The organism is Roseateles saccharophilus (genome assembly GCF_004342485.1).
GTDB lineage: Bacteria > Pseudomonadota > Gammaproteobacteria > Burkholderiales > Burkholderiaceae_C > Pelomonas > Pelomonas saccharophila.
Window position 1 is genome coordinate 363,509 of sequence record NZ_SMBU01000001.1, and the last position, 17,883, is coordinate 381,391.

The 17,883-nt window shown below is 69.0% G+C and carries 14 protein-coding genes; 12 read left to right on the plus strand and 2 right to left on the minus strand.

Annotation, left to right across the window (positions count from 1 at the left end; all coding sequences use genetic code 11):
- Positions 1-25 precede the first annotated feature (25 nt).
- Genes EV671_RS01605 through EV671_RS01615 form a run of 3 tightly spaced genes read left to right on the plus strand, consistent with a single transcriptional unit; the run spans position 26 to position 2,570 of the window.
- Positions 26-814, plus strand: coding sequence for a helix-turn-helix transcriptional regulator (locus tag EV671_RS01605; protein WP_132569335.1), 789 nt, complete (start codon positions 26-28; stop codon positions 812-814).
- On the plus strand, positions 793-1,710 hold the full coding sequence (locus EV671_RS01610; protein ID WP_415840407.1) for an ABC transporter permease subunit: 918 nt from the start codon (positions 793-795) through the stop codon (positions 1,708-1,710). The genes EV671_RS01605 and EV671_RS01610 overlap by 22 nt, the downstream gene beginning before the upstream one ends.
- Positions 1,707-2,570, plus strand: a complete 864-nt coding sequence (locus tag EV671_RS01615; protein ID WP_415840405.1) for an ABC transporter permease — start codon at positions 1,707-1,709, stop codon at positions 2,568-2,570. Before EV671_RS01610 ends, EV671_RS01615 begins: the two co-directional genes overlap by 4 nt.
- 14 nt (positions 2,571-2,584) lie before the next feature.
- Here EV671_RS01615 and EV671_RS01620 read toward each other — a convergent pair whose 3' ends face one another.
- Entirely contained in the window at positions 2,585-3,991 is a 1,407-nt protein-coding gene (locus EV671_RS01620; protein ID WP_132569339.1) for an aminotransferase-like domain-containing protein, read from the minus strand.
- 128 nt (positions 3,992-4,119) lie between these two features.
- Here EV671_RS01620 and gabT point away from each other — a divergent pair, with 128 nt between their 5' ends.
- Both gabT and EV671_RS01630 read left to right on the plus strand, forming a co-directional pair.
- Positions 4,120-5,415, plus strand: a complete 1,296-nt coding sequence (gene gabT / locus EV671_RS01625) for a 4-aminobutyrate--2-oxoglutarate transaminase (RefSeq protein WP_132569341.1) — start codon at positions 4,120-4,122, stop codon at positions 5,413-5,415.
- 8 nt (positions 5,416-5,423) lie between these two features.
- Positions 5,424-6,890, plus strand: a complete 1,467-nt coding sequence (locus tag EV671_RS01630; RefSeq protein ID WP_132569343.1) for an NAD-dependent succinate-semialdehyde dehydrogenase — start codon at positions 5,424-5,426, stop codon at positions 6,888-6,890.
- An 81-nt stretch (positions 6,891-6,971) separates the two neighbouring features.
- Here EV671_RS01630 and EV671_RS01635 read toward each other — a convergent pair whose 3' ends face one another.
- Complete coding sequence (locus EV671_RS01635; protein ID WP_132569345.1) at positions 6,972-7,442, minus strand: Lrp/AsnC family transcriptional regulator; 471 nt, start codon at positions 7,440-7,442, stop codon at positions 6,972-6,974.
- A gap of 181 nt (positions 7,443-7,623) precedes the next feature.
- Between EV671_RS01635 and EV671_RS01640 the strand changes: the two genes are divergently transcribed.
- From EV671_RS01640 to EV671_RS01670, 7 genes are all read left to right on the plus strand, one after another.
- Positions 7,624-8,934: an NAD(P)/FAD-dependent oxidoreductase gene (locus EV671_RS01640; RefSeq protein ID WP_132569347.1), complete on the plus strand. Its 1,311-nt coding sequence runs from the start codon at positions 7,624-7,626 to the stop codon at positions 8,932-8,934.
- The gene (locus tag EV671_RS01645) at positions 8,931-9,737 is read left to right on the plus strand and encodes a gamma-glutamyl-gamma-aminobutyrate hydrolase family protein (protein WP_132569349.1); all 807 of its coding nucleotides are present in this window, start codon (positions 8,931-8,933) and stop codon (positions 9,735-9,737) included. The genes EV671_RS01640 and EV671_RS01645 overlap by 4 nt, the downstream gene beginning before the upstream one ends.
- Before the next feature lie 120 nt (positions 9,738-9,857).
- Positions 9,858-11,225, plus strand: coding sequence for a glutamine synthetase family protein (locus EV671_RS01650; protein ID WP_132569351.1), 1,368 nt, complete (start codon positions 9,858-9,860; stop codon positions 11,223-11,225).
- Between the two features lie 10 nt (positions 11,226-11,235).
- The gene (locus tag EV671_RS01655) at positions 11,236-12,516 is read left to right on the plus strand and encodes an NAD(P)/FAD-dependent oxidoreductase (RefSeq protein ID WP_132569353.1); all 1,281 of its coding nucleotides are present in this window, start codon (positions 11,236-11,238) and stop codon (positions 12,514-12,516) included.
- Between the two features lie 15 nt (positions 12,517-12,531).
- Positions 12,532-13,950, plus strand: a complete 1,419-nt coding sequence (locus EV671_RS01660; RefSeq protein WP_132569355.1) for an aspartate aminotransferase family protein — start codon at positions 12,532-12,534, stop codon at positions 13,948-13,950.
- An 84-nt stretch (positions 13,951-14,034) separates the two neighbouring features.
- A complete protein-coding gene (locus EV671_RS01665) occupies positions 14,035-16,731 on the plus strand; it encodes a TonB-dependent receptor plug domain-containing protein (RefSeq protein ID WP_132569357.1) in 2,697 nt (898 codons plus the stop codon).
- Positions 16,732-16,769: 38 nt separating this feature from the next.
- Positions 16,770-17,879 (plus strand): extracellular solute-binding protein, encoded by a 1,110-nt coding sequence (locus EV671_RS01670; RefSeq protein ID WP_132569359.1) that lies wholly within the window; start codon positions 16,770-16,772, stop codon positions 17,877-17,879.
- Positions 17,880-17,883: the final 4 nt, after the last annotated feature.

Below are 17,883 nucleotides of genomic sequence, written 5' to 3' on the forward strand. Positions count from 1 at the left end.
CTCGACACGCCGCCGATTGCCGCCCGTGCCTGCCCCCATCAAACAAACCCAGATCGCCCACCTGGTCGACAGCCTCGGGACGGCGGCCTTTCCCGCGCGCCTGTGGGAATGGCTGACCGATTGGGGCCCGCTGTGCAATGTGTGCTGCGTGCGCTTCAACCAGGCCGGCCCGGGCGAGGAGTTCACGTCGATGGACTGGCTGTTCTCGCACGGCACGGTCGACCGGGGCACGCTGCTGCAGCTCTTCCAGGTCTATGCCGACCACCACTGGCGGCACGACCCGGTGCTGCCCCACATCAAGGACCTGGGCAGCGAGCCGGTGCTGGTCGACATCCGGGACCCCATCCCGTCGGCGCCGGGCTATGTCGAGGAGCTGCTGCAGCCCTATGGCGTGCTCGAGGAGTGCAGCCTGGCCGGACGCGGGCACGACGGGGTCTACACGGTCGCTGTCTACCGCAACCAGGAGCAGGGGGCGTTCTCGCTGGCCGACCTGATGCACTACAAGGGCCTGGCCGAGCTGGTCATCCCGCTGGTGCGCCAGCACGCGCGCCTGTCCACCACCCGGGCGCAGACCGCGCCGCTGGGCATGGTCGACCGCTTCGACCGCCGCGTCGCCACCGAGGGCTGCCGCCTGTCGGCGCGTGAGCGCCAAGCCTGCCGCGGCGTGCTGCAAGGGCAGACGCTGGACCAACTGGCCGGCCAGTTCGGCGTCCAGAGCTCCAGCGTCAAGACCTATTTGGAACGCGCCTTTGCCAAGCTTGGCATCCGGCGCAAGACGGAGTTGATGGCGTGGTGCGTACAGCAAAGCCGCTGAGGGCCTGGGGGGCTCGTTTGCTGGCGCCGGGCCGGCGCTGGGCCATCATCCCGCCCTATCTTTTCCTGCTCGTCTTCCTGGCCTTGCCCTTCGCGCTGGTGGTCAAGATCAGCCTGGCCGAGGCACGCTTCGCGGTGCCGCCCTATACGGCCCTGCTGAGCGTGCGGGACCAGACCGTGACGCTGGCACTGCAGTTCAGCCACTACGCCTACCTGGCGACAGACGGGCTCTACATCGACACCTATCTCAACTCGGTGCTGGTCGCGGCCATCACCACGCTGCTCTGCCTGCTGATCGGCTACCCGGCCGCCTACGCCATCGCCAGCGCCACGCCGCAGCGGCGCACGCTCTACACGCTGCTGGTCACGCTGCCCTTCTGGACCTCGGCGCTGCTGCGCACCTATGCCTGGGTGGGCCTGCTGAAGAACGAGGGCCTGATCAACCAGGCGCTGCGCTGGCTGGGCTGGATCCACGAGCCGCTGCAGCTTTATCACAGCAACGCCGGCGTCTACATCGGCATGGTGTATTTCTACCTGCCGCTGATGATCCTGCCCCTGCTCGACCACCTCATCAAGCTCGACCCTCGCCTGCTGGAGGCCGCCGACGACCTCGGCGCGCACCCCTGGAGCGCCTTCTTCACCGTCACGCTGCCGCTGTCCCGGCGCGGCATCAGCACCGGCTGCCTGCTGGTCTTCATCCCCGCGGTGGGCGAGTACGTGATCCCGGAAATGCTCGGCGGCAGCGACACGCTGATGATCGGCCGCCTGATGTGGGACGAGTTCTTCAACAACATGGACTGGCCGATGGCCTCGGCCATCACCACCGCCATGGTGCTGCTCCTGCTGGTGCCGCTGGTGCTGCTGCAGCGCCTGCAGGACAAGGAGCCCTCGGCATGAAGCACGCCAAGACAGCGCCCGGCCCGCTGGCCACGAGCCGCATGGCGCTCTGGGCGACGCTGGGCTTCTTCTACCTGCCCATGGTCGTGCTGGTGGTCTATTCCTTCAATGCCTCCGAGCAGGTGACCGTCTGGGCGGGCGTGTCGATGAAGTGGTACGGCCGCCTGCTGGCCGACACCGAGCTGCTGTCCGCCGCCAGCCTCAGCCTGCGCGTGGCGGCGCTGACCGCGCTGAGCTCCATGGTCATGGGCGCCTGGGCCGGCTATGTGCTTGCGCGCTTCGGCCCGGGCAAGGGCGGCGGCAAGGCGGGAGGGTTTCGCGGCCTCGGGCTATTCCAGGCCATGGTCAATGCACCGCTGGTGATTCCCGAGGTGATCCTCGGCATCGCAACGCTGCTGCTCTTCGTCACGCTCGGCTCATCCATCGGATGGCCGGCCGATCTTGGCTTCGTGACCATCTGGCTCGGCCACACGGTGCTGTGCGTTTCCTTTGTCGCGCTGATGGTGCAGTCACGCGTGCGCGACATCGACCCGACGCTCGAAGAGGCGGCGCAGGACTTGGGCGCCCGCCCGCTCACCGTCTTCCTCAGCGTCACGCTGCCGCAGATGAGCCAGACGGTCATCTCGGGCGGCCTGCTCTCGTTCGCGATCTCGGCCGACGACCTGATCCTCAGCGCCTTCCTGTCCGGGCCGGGCAGCACCACCCTGCCCATGCTGGTGTTCTCGCGCGTGCGCCTGGGCCTGAACCCCGAGATGAACGCGCTCGCCACCGTCTTCATGGCAGTGGTGGCCTTGGCCGTCTGGGGCGCGACGCGCTTCACCGCACGACAAAGGCGCCGCAGCCAGGCCGCGGCGGGCTGAATTCCGGCCCGGGCTCAGGCCGCTCGCGACGCGGTCTCCTCGATCTGGGCGCCGATGTAGTCCCACAGGCGCGCATCGGCGCTGAACGCCACGTTGAAGCGCAGCCAGCCGCTCTCGCGCGGCTCCGGGTAGAACAGATGGCCGGGGCCGAGCATGATGCTCTGCTGGGCGGCCTGCTGCGACAGCACCGCCGCGTCTGGGATGTCGGGATGGCGGGCCCACACATACATGCCGGCGGGGGCCTGGGTATGCAGCTCGAAGCCGAGCGCCAGCAGCCGCTGGGACACATCCTGCTGCGCCTGCGCGAGCCGCCCGCGCAGCTTGCCGAGGTGCTTGCGCCAGCGCCCCTGCGTCAGCGCATGGAACACGGCCCGCTCGCCCAGCTCCGATGACGTGAGCCCGGAGATCATCTTGCGCGTGGCGAGGTCTTCCAGCACCTGCGGCGCGGCCGCCACATAGCCCACGCGCAGATTGGGCGCGATGGTCTTGGAGAAGCTGCCCAGGTAGGCGACGCGCTGCAGCCGGTCCAGGCTGGCCAGGCTCGGGTGGAAGTCCGGGTCGAGGTCGGCGTAGATGTCGTTCTCGACGATGGCGAAGTCGTGCAGGTGGGCGAGCTGCAGGATGCGCAGCAGCTGGTTCAGCGGCGCCGTCGAATTGCTCGGGCTGTGCAGGCGCGGCTGCGTGAAGAAGACCTTGGGCCGGTGCGCCGCCAGCAGCGCCTCCAGCGCCGCCAGGTCGTAGCCCTCGGGCGTGCGCGGCACCGGCAGCAGCACCGCGCCCATCAGCCGCAGGATGTAGTGGATGTTCGGGTAGCCCGGCGCGTCCACGAGCACCGCGTCGCCGGGGCGGATCCAGTGGCGCGCCAGCAGGTCGAGCGCCTGGCTGGAGCCAAGCGTCAGCAGCAGGTGTTCCAGGCCCGCCGCGATCTGGCGCTCGGCCAGCGCGTCCACGAGCAGGCCGCGCAGGCCCGCGTGGCCATAGGGCGAGCCATAGCCGCCGAGCTCTGAGCCCTCCTGCGCGAGCTGGCGCAGCGCGCGGTGCACGCCGTCCGTGAACAGCCAGTCCTGCGGCAGCCAGCCGCAGCCGGCCTTGATGTCCAGCGCGCGGCTCTCGAAGATCTGGCGCAGATACCACTTGGCGTCGAACTGCAGCTGCGCATCCGCGCGGGCCGGCTCGGCCGCCGCGGCGCGCGGGCGCACGAAGAAGCCCGCGTTGGGCTTGGAATGCACCAGGCCCAGCGCCACCAGGCGGTCATAGGCCTCGACGACGGTGAACACGCTGACCCCCTGGGTCTGCGCCAACTGCCGGATCGACGGCAGCCGGGCGCCGGGCTTGAGCGCGCGCGATTCGATGAGCTGCTGCAGGCCGGCGACGATCTGGGCGACCAGGGGCGTGGGCGAGTCGTGGTCGAGTGCGAGCATGGGTCGGGGGATCGGCTGTACAGGCTGGCGAACCAGTACGGCCCCGCGCTGTCAGCGAGGGACTGTATCTGTTGCCCCGGCGACCCGCTGCCTAGAGTGAAGCCTCCCGTTACCTGGAGGACTTCCCGATGAGCAGCAATGCCCAACTGATGGCGCGCCGCCGCGCGGCCGTGGCCCGTGGCGTAGGCCAGGCGTTTGAGATCTTCGTCGAGCGTGCACGCAACGCCGAGCTGTGGGATGTCGAGGGCCAGCGCTACATCGACTTCGCCGGCGGCATCGCCGTGCTCAACACCGGCCACTGCCATCCCCGCGTCGTCGAAGCCGTGCAGCAGCAGCTGACCCAGTACACCCATACCTGTTTCCAGGTGGTGGCCTACGAGCCCTATGTGGCGCTCGCCGAGAAGCTCAACGCGCTGGCGCCAGGCGAGTTCGCGAAGAAGACGCTGCTGCTGTCCAGCGGCGCCGAGGCGGTCGAGAACGCGGTCAAGATCGCCCGCGCCTACACCCAGCGTTCGGGCGTGATCGCCTTCACCGGCGGCTACCACGGCCGCACGCTGATGACGCTGGGCCTGACCGGCAAGGTGCAGCCCTACAAGAGCGGCTTCGGCCCCTTCCCCGCGGAAGTCTTCCATGCGAAGTTCCCGAACGCGCTGCACGGCGTCAGCATCGACGAGGCCATCGCCTCGGTCGAGCAGATCTTCAAGAACGACATCGAGGCCGAGCGCGTGGCGGCCTTCATCGTAGAGCCCGTGCAGGGCGAAGGCGGCTTCTACATCGCGCCGGTCGAGTTCGTGCGCCGCCTGCGCGAGCTGGCGGACCGCCACGGCATCCTGCTGATCGCCGACGAAGTCCAGACCGGCGCCGGCCGGACCGGCACCTGGTTCGCCTGCGAGCAATGGGGTGTTGCGCCGGACCTGATCACGACGGCCAAGTCGCTGGCCGGCGGCTTCCCGATCTCGGGTGTCGTCGGGCGCGCCGAGGTGATGGATGCGCCGGCCCCCGGCGGCCTGGGCGGCACCTACGCCGGTAGCCCCATCGCCTGCGCGGCGGCGCTGGCGGTGCTGGAGGTCTTCGAGCAGGAGAAGCTGCTGGCGCGCAGCCAGGCCCTGGGCGAGCGGCTGGTGCAGCGCCTGACGGCCATCGCCGAGACCCAGCCGGCCATCGGCGACGTGCGGGCCCTGGGCGCCATGGTGGCCATCGAGTTGTTCGCCGTCGAGAACGGCCGCGCCGACCTGCGCCGCCCGGACGCCGACCTCACGCGCCGCGTCGTGGCCGACGCGGCCCGGCGCGGGCTGATCCTGCTGTCTTGCGGTACCAACGGCAATGTGATCCGCTTTCTCGTGCCGCTGACGGCATCCAACGCGCTGATCGGCGAAGGCCTGGACATCCTGCAGGCCAGCCTCGTCGCGGTGCAGCGCGCGTGAGGCCGGGCATGAGCGCATCGCCTCTGCAAGGGCTCCAGGACCCCGCGCTGCTGAAGACGGCGGCCTATGTCAACGGTGCCTGGGTCGAGATGCCCGCCACCTTCGGCGTCCACGACCCGGCCACGGGCCAGGAGCTGGCCCGCGTGGCCAATCTCGGCCCCGCGCAGGCCGCGCAGGCCATCGCCGCGGCCGACGCCGCCTGGCCCGCCTGGCGCGAGCGCACCGCCAAGGACCGCGCCGCCGTGCTGATGCGTTGGCATGCGCTGATGCTCGCGCACGCCGACGACCTCGCCCGGCTGATGACGGCCGAGCAGGGCAAGCCGCTGGCCGAGGCGCGCGGCGAGGTGGCCTATGCGGCCAGCTTCGTCGAGTGGTTCGCCGAGGAGGCGCGCCGCGTCTACGGCGAGACCATCCCGACGCACGACAAGACCAAGCGCCTCCTGGTGCTGAAACAGCCCATCGGCGTCTGCGCCGCGATCACGCCGTGGAACTTCCCGCTGGCGATGATCACCCGCAAGGTCGCGCCGGCGCTGGCCGCCGGCTGCCCCGTCGTCATCAAGCCAGCCGAGGCCACGCCGCTGTCGGCGCTGGCGCTGGCCGAGCTGGCGGCGCGCGCGGGCCTGCCGGCCGGCATCTTCAACGTGCTGACGGCCGATGCCCAGAACTCGATCGCCGTCGGCCGCGTGCTCTGCGAGAGCCCGGTGGTGCGGCATCTGTCGTTCACCGGCTCGACCGAGGTGGGCCGCATCCTGATGGGCCAGTGCGCGCCGACGATCAAGAAGCTCTCGTTGGAGCTCGGGGGCAACGCGCCCTTCATCGTCTTCGACGACGCCGACCTCGACGCCGCCGTGGAAGGCGCCATCGCCAGCAAGTACCGCAATGCCGGCCAGACCTGCGTCTGCACCAACCGCTTCTATGCGCAGGAGGGCGTCTACGACGCCTTCGTCGAGAAGCTCGCGGCGAAGGTCGCCGCGCTGCAGCTCGGCAACGGCTTCGAGCCCGGCGTGCAGGTGGCCTCGATGATCGACGACGACGCCGTCGCCAAGGTGCAGGCCCACGTGGCCGACGCCGTGGCCAAGGGCGGGCGCCTGCTGGCCGGCGGGAAGCTGCGCTCGGGCCGGCTGTACGAGCCTACCGTCATCGCCGACGCCAGCGCCGACATGCGCTGCGCACGGGAGGAGACCTTCGGCCCCGTGGCGCCCGTGTTCCGCTTCGCGACCGAGGCCGAGGCCGTCGCGCTCGCGAACGACACCGAGTTCGGCCTGGCGAGCTACTTCTACAGCCGCGACGTGGGCCGCATCTTCCGTGTCGCCGAAGCGCTGGAGTACGGCATGGTGGGCGTCAACACCGGGTTGATCTCGACGGCCGAGGCGCCCTTTGGTGGCGTCAAGCAGTCGGGCCTGGGCCGCGAGGGCTCACGGCACGGCATCGAGGACTACCTGGAAGCGAAGTACCTCTGCCTGGCCGGCGTCTGACCTGCCGCCGCGACGCAAATCTGAACAACGCCCGCTCCCCGCGGGCGTTTTCGAGCGCCCACAAGGCCCCGGGAGGGGCCGCTACAGCTCGAACGCCGTACTGCGCTTTATCGTCCTGAGCACCAGCATCGAGTTCGATCGCGCCACCTCCGGCAGCTGCATCAGCACGTAGGTGTGGAAGCGCTCCAGGTCTTCGGCGTCCTTGTAGGCGAAGCGGATCAGGTAGTCGTTCGAGCCGGCCACATAGAAGCAGTCGAGGATGTCGGGGCTGGCCAGCACGGCCTCCTCGAAAGCGGCCAGCGCCGCGGTCGTCATCCGTTCGAGATTGATGATGGTGTAGCTCGTGCCCTGCTTGCCGACGGCCTTGGGGTTGAGCAACGCCACATAGCGGTCGATGACACCGCTTTCCTCCAGCCTTTTGACGCGCCGCAGGCATGCCGACGGCGAGAGATGGACGCGCTGCGCCAGGTCCTGGTTGGGCAGGCGGCCGTCGCGCTGGAGCTCGTTCAGGATGCTCCTGTCGATCGCATCCAATTGCACGTCATCATTCATAAAGAGAATCTGATTCAATATTTTCTTCAGTTTATCGCATTGGGTTGCAAAACATCGGGTTTAGCCTGCGCCAGCGCGCTGCCACATTGCGCGCCGCCCGGCCTAGACTGCTGCATCGCCGCAATGCATGTCCATGCGTGTTTTGCACCAGGGCCCGGCGCCCGGTTCCCACGCATTCCTTATGAGCCTGCTCACCGTTGATCGTGAACTGACCCAGGATTCCTACTACGTCGCCACGGCAGCGCGTGGCCCGGGCCATGCAGCGTTGAACGAGACGCTCGAAGCGGATGTGGCCATCGTCGGCGGCGGCCTCGCCGGCCTGTCGGCGGCCATCGAACTGGCCGAGCGCGGCCATGACATGGTGCTGCTTGAGGCGGCCCTCGTCGGCAGCGGCGCCTCGGGCCGCAACGGCGGCCAGGCCATCCACGGCCTCGCCTGCGACCCGTCGACCATCGAGGCCCAGTTGGGCCTCGACGAGGCACGCCGCATCTGGGCGATGAGCATCGAGGCGCTGGACCTGATCCGCGAGCGCTGCGCACGCTTCGACATCGACGCCGAATGGCAGGACGGCTTCCTGGGCCTGGCGACGAGCGCGGCCAAGGCGGCCGAGCTGCAGCGGTCGGTGCAGCGCATCGGCGATGTCTACGACTACCCGATGCAGTGGATCGCGCCCGCCGAGATGCCGCAGTGGATTGCCAGCCCGCGCTTCTATGCCGGCGCCTATGACGCGCGTTCGGGCCATCTGCACCCGCTCAAGTACAGCCTGGGCCTGGCCCGTGCGGCGGCCGGGCTGGGCGTGCGCATCTTCGAGCGCAGCCCGGTGACCGCCATGGAGGTGGGCGAGCGCGTCGTGCTGCGCACCGGCCAGGGCCAGGTGCGCGCCCGCCAGGTCTTGCTGGCCGGCAATGTCTACCTGCCCGAACTGGCGCCCTCACTGGCGCCCGACCTCGCCGCCCGCATCATGCCGGTCGGCACCTATATCGGCTGCACCGCGCCGATGGCGCCCGAGCGCCTGCGCGCGCTGATCCCGAGCCGCTCGGCCTGCTGCGACACCAACTTCGTGCTCGACTACTTCCGGCCCACGGCCGACCACCGCCTGCTCTACGGCGGGCGCGTGAGCTACAGCACCGTCACGCCGCGCGCGCTGATGAACAGCATGCGCGCCCGGCTGCTCCAGAGCTTCCCGCAGCTGGACGACGTGGCCATGCAGTACGCCTGGGGCGGCTTCGTGGACATCTCCATGAACCGCGCGCCCGACTTCGGCCGCGTCGGCCCGGCGCAGAACGTGTACTACGTGCAGGGCTTCTCGGGCCACGGCCTGGCGCTGACCGGCATGGCCGGCCGCGTCGTGGCCGAGGCGATGCACGGCGACGCTACGCGCTTCGACACCTTCGCGCGCCTGCACCACCGCCGCTTCCCCGGCGGCCGGCTGATGCGCACGCCGGCGCTGATGCTCGGCATGGCCTATTACCGCCTGAAGGACTTGCTATGAGTGCCGTGGACACGTCCCGCAAGCCCCGGGTGCTCGTGCCGGTGTGCAACCGCCAGCTGGGTGACCACCCCTTCCACATCGTCGGCAAGAAGTACATCGACGCGGTGCGGCTGGCCGGCTGCCTACCTGTCATCGTGCCGAACCTGGGCGGCGCCACCGAAGTCCTTGACGACTGGCTGGCCCTGGCCGACGGCGTCTTCCTGACCGGCTCGCCGTCCAATGTGCACCCGAGCCACTTCGAGGAAGACGTGTACAACCCCGCGCTGCCGCTCGACCCGGGCCGCGACGCGCTGACGCTGCCGCTGATCCGCCGCGCGGTGGACATGGGCCTGCCGCTGTTCGCGATCTGCCGCGGCTTCCAGGAGACCAATGTCGCGCTCGGCGGCAGCCTGCACCAGGCCGTGCAGGAGCAGCCGGGCCTGGCCGACCACCGCGCGCCCGAGGGCCAGCCGCCGCAGGTTGCCTACGGCGAGCAGCATGCCATCACGGTGCTGCCCGGCGGCCGGCTCGAAGCCCTGCTGGGCCCGGGCGCCGTGCAGGTCAACTCGCTGCACGGCCAGGGCGTCAACCAGCTGGCGCCGGGCCTGCGCATCGAAGCCGTCGCGCCCGACGGCCTCGTCGAGGCCTTCAGCATCAGCCCCGCACGCGGCTTCTCGCTGTGCGTGCAGTGGCACCCCGAATGGCAGGCGGCGGGCAACCCCACCTCGATGGCGCTGCTGCAGGCCTTCGGCCGGGCCTGCCGCGACTACCGCGACCAGGTGCGCCAGCCCCGCCACGACTTCAAGACCGACCCCGAGACCTAGCGCCACGAGCGCCAGCGCGCGGCCTCCCGTGCCATTGCGCCGAGTCTTTCCGTTCCTTTCCCGACCCAGGGCCGCATCGACACGCCTGCGGCCCGCCCCCCCAAGACCTACAGGTGCCCTATGGTGCTCAGAAACGAGTACACGTTCAGCGAACTTGAGCAGTGGTTCCGCGACCACCGCGTGACCGAAGTCGAATGCCTCGTCCCCGACCTCACCGGTGTGGCGCGCGGCAAGATCCTGCCGCGCGAGAAGTTCACCGAAGACCGCGGCATGCGGCTGCCCGAGGCCGTGGTGGCGATGGGCGTGACGGGCGAGTTCCCCGAAGAAGGGCCCTACTACGACGTCATCAGCCCCAACGACATGGACATGCACCTGCGCGCCGACCCGACGACGGTGCGCCTCGTGCCCTGGGCCACCGACCCGACCGCGCAGATCATCCACGACTGCTTCGACCGTCATGGCCAGCTCGTGCCCTTCGCGCCGCGCTCGGTGCTGCGCCGCGTCTGCAACCTCTTCGACGCCGAGGGCTGGGACCCGGTCGTCGCGCCCGAGCTGGAGTTCTACCTCGTCGCGCGCAACACCGACCCCGACGTACCGCTGAAGCCGCCGGTCGGCCGCAGCGGCCGCGCCGAGACCTCGCGCCAGGCCTACTCCATCGACGCGGTCAACGAGTTCGACCCTCTGTTCGAGGATGTCTACGACTACTGCGAGAAGATGGAGCTCAACGTCGACACGCTGATCCACGAGATCGGCGCGGGCCAGATGGAGATCAACTTCTTCCACGCACACCCGCTGGGCCTGGCGGACGAAGTGTTCTTCTTCAAGCGCACGGTGCGCGAGGCCGCATTGCGCCACGACATGTTCGCCACCTTCATGGCCAAGCCCATCGCGGGCGAGCCCGGCAGCGCCATGCATGTGCACCAGAGCGTCGTCGATAAGAAGACGGGCCGCAACATCTTCTCCAACGAGGACGGCTCGCCGACGCGGGAGTTCTTCTGGTACATCGGCGGCCTGCAGAAATACGTGCCGGCCGCGATGGCGCTGTTCGCGCCCTATGTGAACAGCTACCGCCGCCTGGTGCGCAACGCGGCCGCGCCGATCAACATCCAGTGGGGCATCGACAACCGCACGGTGGGCATCCGCTCGCCGGTGGCGCCGCCGTCGGCGCGCCGCGTCGAGAACCGCGTGATCGGCGCCGACGCCAACCCCTATGTGGCGCTGGCCGCAACGCTGGCCTGCGGCTACCTCGGCATCAAGAACCGCATCGAGCCCACGCCCGAATGCAAGGGCGACGCCTACCTCGGCGACTTCGCGCTGCCGCGCAGCCTCGGCGAGGCGCTGGAGCTGCTGCGCGCCGAGAAGGACCTGGCCGCCGTGCTCGGCGAGAGCTTCATCTCCGTCTACACCGAGGTCAAGGAGACCGAGTACGACGAATTCATGAAGGTGATCTCGCCCTGGGAGCGCGAGCACCTGCTGCTGCACGTCTGATCCGCCGGCCATGCAGAACCTCGACCACGTCGGCAGCTATTACGCGGCCTCCGGGCTGCCGCAGCCGCCCCGTCCCGCGCTGCGCGGCACGGTGGACGCCGACATCGCCATCGTCGGCGCCGGCTATACCGGCCTGAACGCCGGCCTGGCCCTGGCCCGGCGCGGCTACCGCGTCGTCGTGCTCGAAGCGGCGCGCGTCGGCTGGGGCGCCTCCGGCCGCAACGGCGGCCAGATCGTGCACAGCTACTCGCGCGACATCGACACCATCGCCGCCAGCCATGGCCGCGAGGTGGCCGCACCGCTGGGCGCCATGGCCTTCGACGGCGCCGCCGTGCTGCGCCGCAATGTGCGCGAGTTCGGCATCGATTGCCATCTGCAGGACGGCGGCATCTTCGCGGCGCTGACCGACAAGCAGGTCGCCAAGCTGGAGCACCACAAGGCGCTGTGGGAGGGCCTCGGCCATCCGGGCCTGGAGATCGTCCGCGGCGCGCGCGCCCGCGACCTGGTCCAGACCGAGCGCTACCGCGCGCTGCTGGTCGACCCGACCGGCGGGCATTTCCATCCGCTGCGCCTGGCCCAGGGCGAGGCAGCCGGGCTCGAATCGCTGGGCGGCGTGATCCACGAGCACAGCCGCGTCCAGCGCATCGAGCGCGGCAGCACGGCCGTCGTGCACACCGACCAGGGCCAGGTCCGCGCGAAGTTCGTGCTGGTCGCCTGCAATGCCTATGTCGGCAATCTCGAACCGCAGCTGCTCGCGCGCTCCATGCCCTGCGGCACGCAGGTCGTGGCGACCGAGCCGCTCGGCGAGCGCGGCCGCGCGCTGCTGCCGCACAACCATTGCGTCGAGGACTGCAACTACCTGCTCGACTACTTCCGCCTGTCGGCGGACGGCCGCCTGGTCTACGGCGGCGGCGTGACCTACGGCGCCCCCGAGATCACCGAGATCCGGCAGGTCATCCTGCCCAAGCTGCTCAAGACCTTCCCGCAGCTCGAAGGCGTGCGCATCGACTACGCCTGGAGCGGCAACTTCCAGCTCACGCTGAGCCGCCTGCCCGATGTCGGCCGCCTGGCCGGCAACATCTACTACTCGCACGGCTGCTCGGGCCATGGCGTGACCTTCACCTACCTGATCGGCGACGTGCTCGCCGAAGCCATCGACGGGCAGGCCGGCCGCTTTGACGCCTTCGCGCGCCTTCCCCACTACCCCTTCCCCGGCGGGCGGATGTTCCGCGTGCCTTTGACCAGCCTCGGCGCCTGGTACTACCAGCTCCGCGACCGCCTCGGCTTCTGATTCCAGGACTCGATGATGACCACCACCGTTCAGACCTCTCCGGCGCGCGCCAGCGCGCGCAGCACGCGGGAATGGCAGGCCGCCGACGCCGCCCACTTCCTGCACCCCTTCACCGACCACGGCGCGCTGGCCAAGAAGGGCGCGCGCATCGTCACCCGCGCCGAGAACATCTACATCTGGGACAGCGAGGGCCACAAGATCCTCGACGCGATGAGCGGCCTGTGGTGCGTCAACACCGGCTACGGGCAGCAGAGCCTCGTCGATGCGGCGGCGCGCCAGATGCAGGAGCTGCCCTTCTACAACGCCTTCTTCCAGACCTCGACGCCGCCGGCCATCGAGCTGGCCGAGCTGCTCGCCCAGGTCTCGCCGCCGCAGTTCAAGCATGTGTTCTTCACGAGCTCGGGCTCGGAGGGCAACGACACCGTCGTGCGCATGGTGCGCCGCTACTGGGACCTGCAGGGCCAGCCCGAGCGCCACGTCATCATCGGCCGCCGCAACGGCTATCACGGCTCGACCATGGCGGGCGCCTCGCTCGGCGGCATGAGCGGCATGCATGCGCAGGGTGGCCTGCCGATTCCCGGCATCGTCCACATCGAGCAGCCGCACTGGTACTTGCACGGCCGGCCCGCGGGCCAGTCGCGCGACGAGTTCGGCATCACCGCCGCGCGCTGGCTGGAGGAGGCCATCCTCGCCGTCGGCCCCAGCAAGGTGGCCGCCTTCATCGGCGAGCCGGTGCAGGGCGCCGGCGGCGTCATCGTGCCGCCCTCGACCTACTGGCCCGAGATCCAGCGCATCTGCGACAAGTACGGCATCCTGCTCGTCAGCGACGAGGTCATCTGCGGCTTTGGCCGCACCGGCCAGTGGTTCGGCGGCGAGACGATGGGCACGCGCCCCGACCTGATGACCTTCGCCAAGGGCGTGACCTCGGGCTATGTGCCGCTGGGCGGCGTCCTGGTGGGCGAGCGCGTCGCCAACGCCCTCATCGAAGCCGGCACCGACTTCGAGCACGGTTTTACCTACTCGGGGCATCCGGTGGCCTGCGCGGTGGCGCTGGCCAACATCCGGCTCATCCAGCGCCTCAACCTGGTCGAGCATGTCAGGCAAGACGTCGGCCCCTACCTGGCCGAGCGCTTTGCCGAGCTGTCGGCCCACCCGCTGGTCGGCGAAACGCAGACCTGCGGCCTGATGGGCGCCGTGCAGCTCGTCAAGGACAAGGCCTCGGGCGCGCCGTTTGCTAGCGAGTTGTCTGTCGGCATGGTGTGCCGCGGCCACTGCTTCGGCAACGGCCTGATCATGCGGGCGGTTGGTGATCGGATGATCATTGCGCCGCCCCTTGTCATCAGCCGCGGGCAGATCGATGAACTGATGCAGCTCATCAAGCGCTGCCTGGACCTGACCCTGGACGACCTGCGGCAACGCGGCTGGTTCCAGTAGAGGCAGTTCACGCCCTTCAGCAGTGGAAGCCGCTGCCCCCCGTTTCGGACTTTCGCCATCGAACCCATCGGAGCTCTGAACCTCATGAAGAACCTGACCCGCTTTCCCCTCACCACCGTGGTTTCCGCCTGCCTGCTGGCCCTGCCGCTGCTGAGCCAGCCGGCCCTGGCCCAAGCCACCGACCCCGGCGAGGCGCAGGCCGACGGCAAGGACAAGTCCAAGCTGGACAAGGTGGTGGTGACGGGCTCCAACATCCGCCGCATCAGCGGCGAGACGCCGAGCCCGGTGCAGACGCTGAGCGCCGACGACCTCAAGCAGTCCGGCTACAACAGCCTCAGCGAGGTGCTGCAGGGCATCACGGCCAACAACATGGGTTCGCTGAGCCAGGCCAACGCCTCGGCCTTCGCGGCGGGCGGCGGCGGCGTGTCGCTGCGCGGCCTCACGGTGGGTGCCACGCTGGTGCTGATCAACGGCCACCGGATGGCACCCTACCCGATGCCCGACGACGGCGAGCGCGATTTCGTCGACCTCTCCTCGATCCCCTTCGACGCGATCGAGCGCGTCGAGGTGCTGAAGGACGGCGCCTCCGCCGTCTACGGCTCCGATGCGATGGCCGGCGTCGTCAACGTGATCCTCAAGCGCAGCTTCAACGGCACCAACATGCTGGGCGAAGCGGGCCTCTCGGGCAAGGGCGACAGCCGCAGCGTGCACGCGGCCGTGACGCACGGCTGGGGCGACTACGGGCAGGACGGCTACAACGCCTACGTGGCGCTGGAATACAAGCAGCGCAACGCGACCCCGCTGAGCGCGCGCCCCTACCTGACCGTTGCAGACTGGACACCCTATGGCGGCGCCAACCTCAGCAGCGGCTCCAGCCCCTACTACGAGCTCCAACCGAAGACGCGCAACATCAACCTGCTGGGCAAGTTCACGAAGAAGATCAGCGAGGACTGGGAGTTCAACATCCAGGGCTCGGTCTTCAACAGCCAGGCCACCCAGGTCGGCGTGTTCAACGCCTACCCGGTCGACGCGGCCAGCTCGACGATCACCATCCCCACGCTCAAGTGGGGCCCGGCCAACTACAACAGCCCCACCGTCGGCAGCGTCGGGCCGATTCCCGTGCCCGCCGCCTATGCCAATGCGGGCCTGCTGACGCTGTCCGACATCGGCCCGCAGACGCAGAAGGCCGACACCACCTCCTACCGCCTGGTGTCCGAACTCAGCGGCACCGCCGGGGACTGGAACATCGACGCCTCGATCGGCTGGACCCGCGCCGAGACCAAGCTGAACGCGAACAACTTCCTCAGCGCCTCCGCCTTCAACACGGCCGTCGGCAACAGCAGCTATGTGATCCCCGCCGCCATCCCGGCCAACCCCTATGCGCGGCTCCGCGGCGTCACCGCGGCAACCTATGCCGCGCTGGCACCGAGCGCCTCGGCCACCTCCACCAGCGACCTGAACTTCCTCAGCGCCCGCGTCTCGCGTGAGTTGGTGAAGCTCGGCGGCGGCCCGCTGTCCGTGGGCGCGGGCTTCGACCTGATCCACAAATCGACCAACGAGCAATTCCCGGCGGGCTTCTCGTCCGGCGACCAGAGCTCGCCCATCTACTCCTTCGCGATCGGCAGCCAGAGCATTTCGGCCGCCTACGCCGAAGTGGTGGCACCCCTCACGAAGCAGCTCGAGATCGACGCGGCGGCGCGTGTGGACCGCTACAACACCTACGGCAGCTCGGCCACGCCCAAGATCGGCTTCAAGTTCACGCCCAGCAAGCAGCTCACGCTGCGCGGCACCTATGCCAAGGGCTTCCGCGCGCCGAACGCCGCCGAGATGGGCGTCTCGGGCTCGACCTCGGGCAAGCTCTCGCCCGTGTACGACCCCGTCCAGCAGGTCAACGTCAGCATCCCCGAGCTGCAGCTCTCGAACCCGAAACTGAAGCCTGAGAAGTCCGACTCCTACACGCTCGGCGTCATCTTCGAGCCGAACGAGATCTTCAACTTCTCGCTCGACTACTACGACATCAAGATCAAGAACCAGATCAGCTCGCCGGGCCTGCTGGGGTCCATCCAGATCGCGGCGGCCTACGACCCCGCCAACCCGACGACGTCGATCAACAACCCCTACCTGGCGCAGATCTTCCGCAACCCGGACGGCTCGATGGCCTATGAGACCTACAAGTTCGTCAACGCCAGCCAGACGCACACCAACGGCGTGGACCTGGACATGCGCGGGCGCTTCGACCTCGGCGAGACCGGCAAGCTGGTCATCGACCTGAGCTTCACCCGCGTCTTCAAGTACGACGCCAACTTCTTCGGCACCAACTATCCGCTGGCGGGCACGCACGGCCCGGGCTTCGTCTCCGGCGACACGGGCACGCCGCAAAACCGCGCCGTGCTGACGACGACCTGGACCCGCGGGCCCCTGGAGCTGACCGGCACGCTGAACTACACCAGCGGCATCTCGGTGCTCGACCCCTCCTACGGCTACAACGACTGCGCCACGGCCCTGGCATTCACCTTCCCGAGCGGCAAGGTGCCCAACCAGTTCTGCCGCGTGCCGTCGTTCACCACCTTCAACCTCACCGGCAGGTACGAGGTCTCCAAGCAGCTCAGCGTGCACGGCTCGATCGTGAACCTGTTCGACCGCCACGCGCCGTATGACCTGCAGACCTTCGGCTCGACCGGCAACGGCGCGCAATACGGCGGCGCGCCCTACAACCCCGCGCTGCACCAGGACGGCGCGATCGGCCGCTACTTCACGGTCGGCGCGAGCTACACCTTCTGAGCGCGAGTCCCGTGTACGAAGGGCGCGGCGGCAGCAGTATGTTCAAACAATCCACGGCGCTCTTCCTCCTCGGCATCGGCCTGCTGCTCGGCGGCGCGGGTCGCGCGCAGGCCGCCGAGGAGAAGCTGCTCAACATCTACAACTGGTCGGACTACATCGCCGAGGACACGATCCGCAACTTCGAGAAGGAAACGGGCATCCAGGTCCGCTACGACACCTTCGACAACAACGAGATCGTGCACGCCAAGATGGTTGCCGGCGACACCGGCTACGACCTCGTCGTGCCCTCGTCCTACTGGGCCAAGATCCAGGCCGACGGTGGCCTGCTGCGCAAGATCGACAAGGGCCAGCTCCCCCGCTACGGCAACCTCGACCCGGTGCTGCAGGCCCAGCTGGCCAAGCTCGATCCGGGCAACCAGTACATGGTGACCTGGCTCTGGGGGTTCTCCACGGTCGGCATCAACGTCGACAAGGTGCGCGCCGCGATCGCACCGCTGCCGCTGCCCGAGAACTCCTGGGAGCTGCTGTTCAACCCGCGCTACATCTCGCGCCTCAAGTCCTGCGGCGTGAGCTTCATGGACTCGGCGACCGAGGTCATCCCGGCCGCGCTGCACTACCTCGGCCTGCCGCCCTACAGCCGCTCGACGGCCGACTATCACGCGCTGCCGCCGCTGCTCAAGAGCATCCGGCCCTACGTGACCCTGTTCAGCTCATCGGGCTACATCAACAGCCTGGCCAACGGATCGATCTGCGTGGTGCTCGGCTGGTCCGGCGACATCAACATCGCACGCCAGCGCGCCATCGCCGGCAAGACCGGCCAGCGCATCCAAGCCCTGCTGCCCAGTACCGGCGGCATCCTCTTCATGGACACCCTGGTCATCCCGGCGGACGCGCCGCATCCCGGCAACGCCTTGAAGTTCATCGACTACATCCTGCGCCCCGAAGTCGCCGCGGCGATCTCCAGCAAGGTCTTCTACTCCAGCCCCAACCGCGCCGCGCGCGCGCTGATCCGGCCCGAGATCGCCAACGACCCGACCGTCTACCCCAGTGACGCCGAGATGGCCCGCATGATCGCGCCCGGCGCGCTGGCCAACGAGACGCGCCGGCAGATGACCCACCTCTTCACTGCCTTCAAATCAGGCTATTGAACAT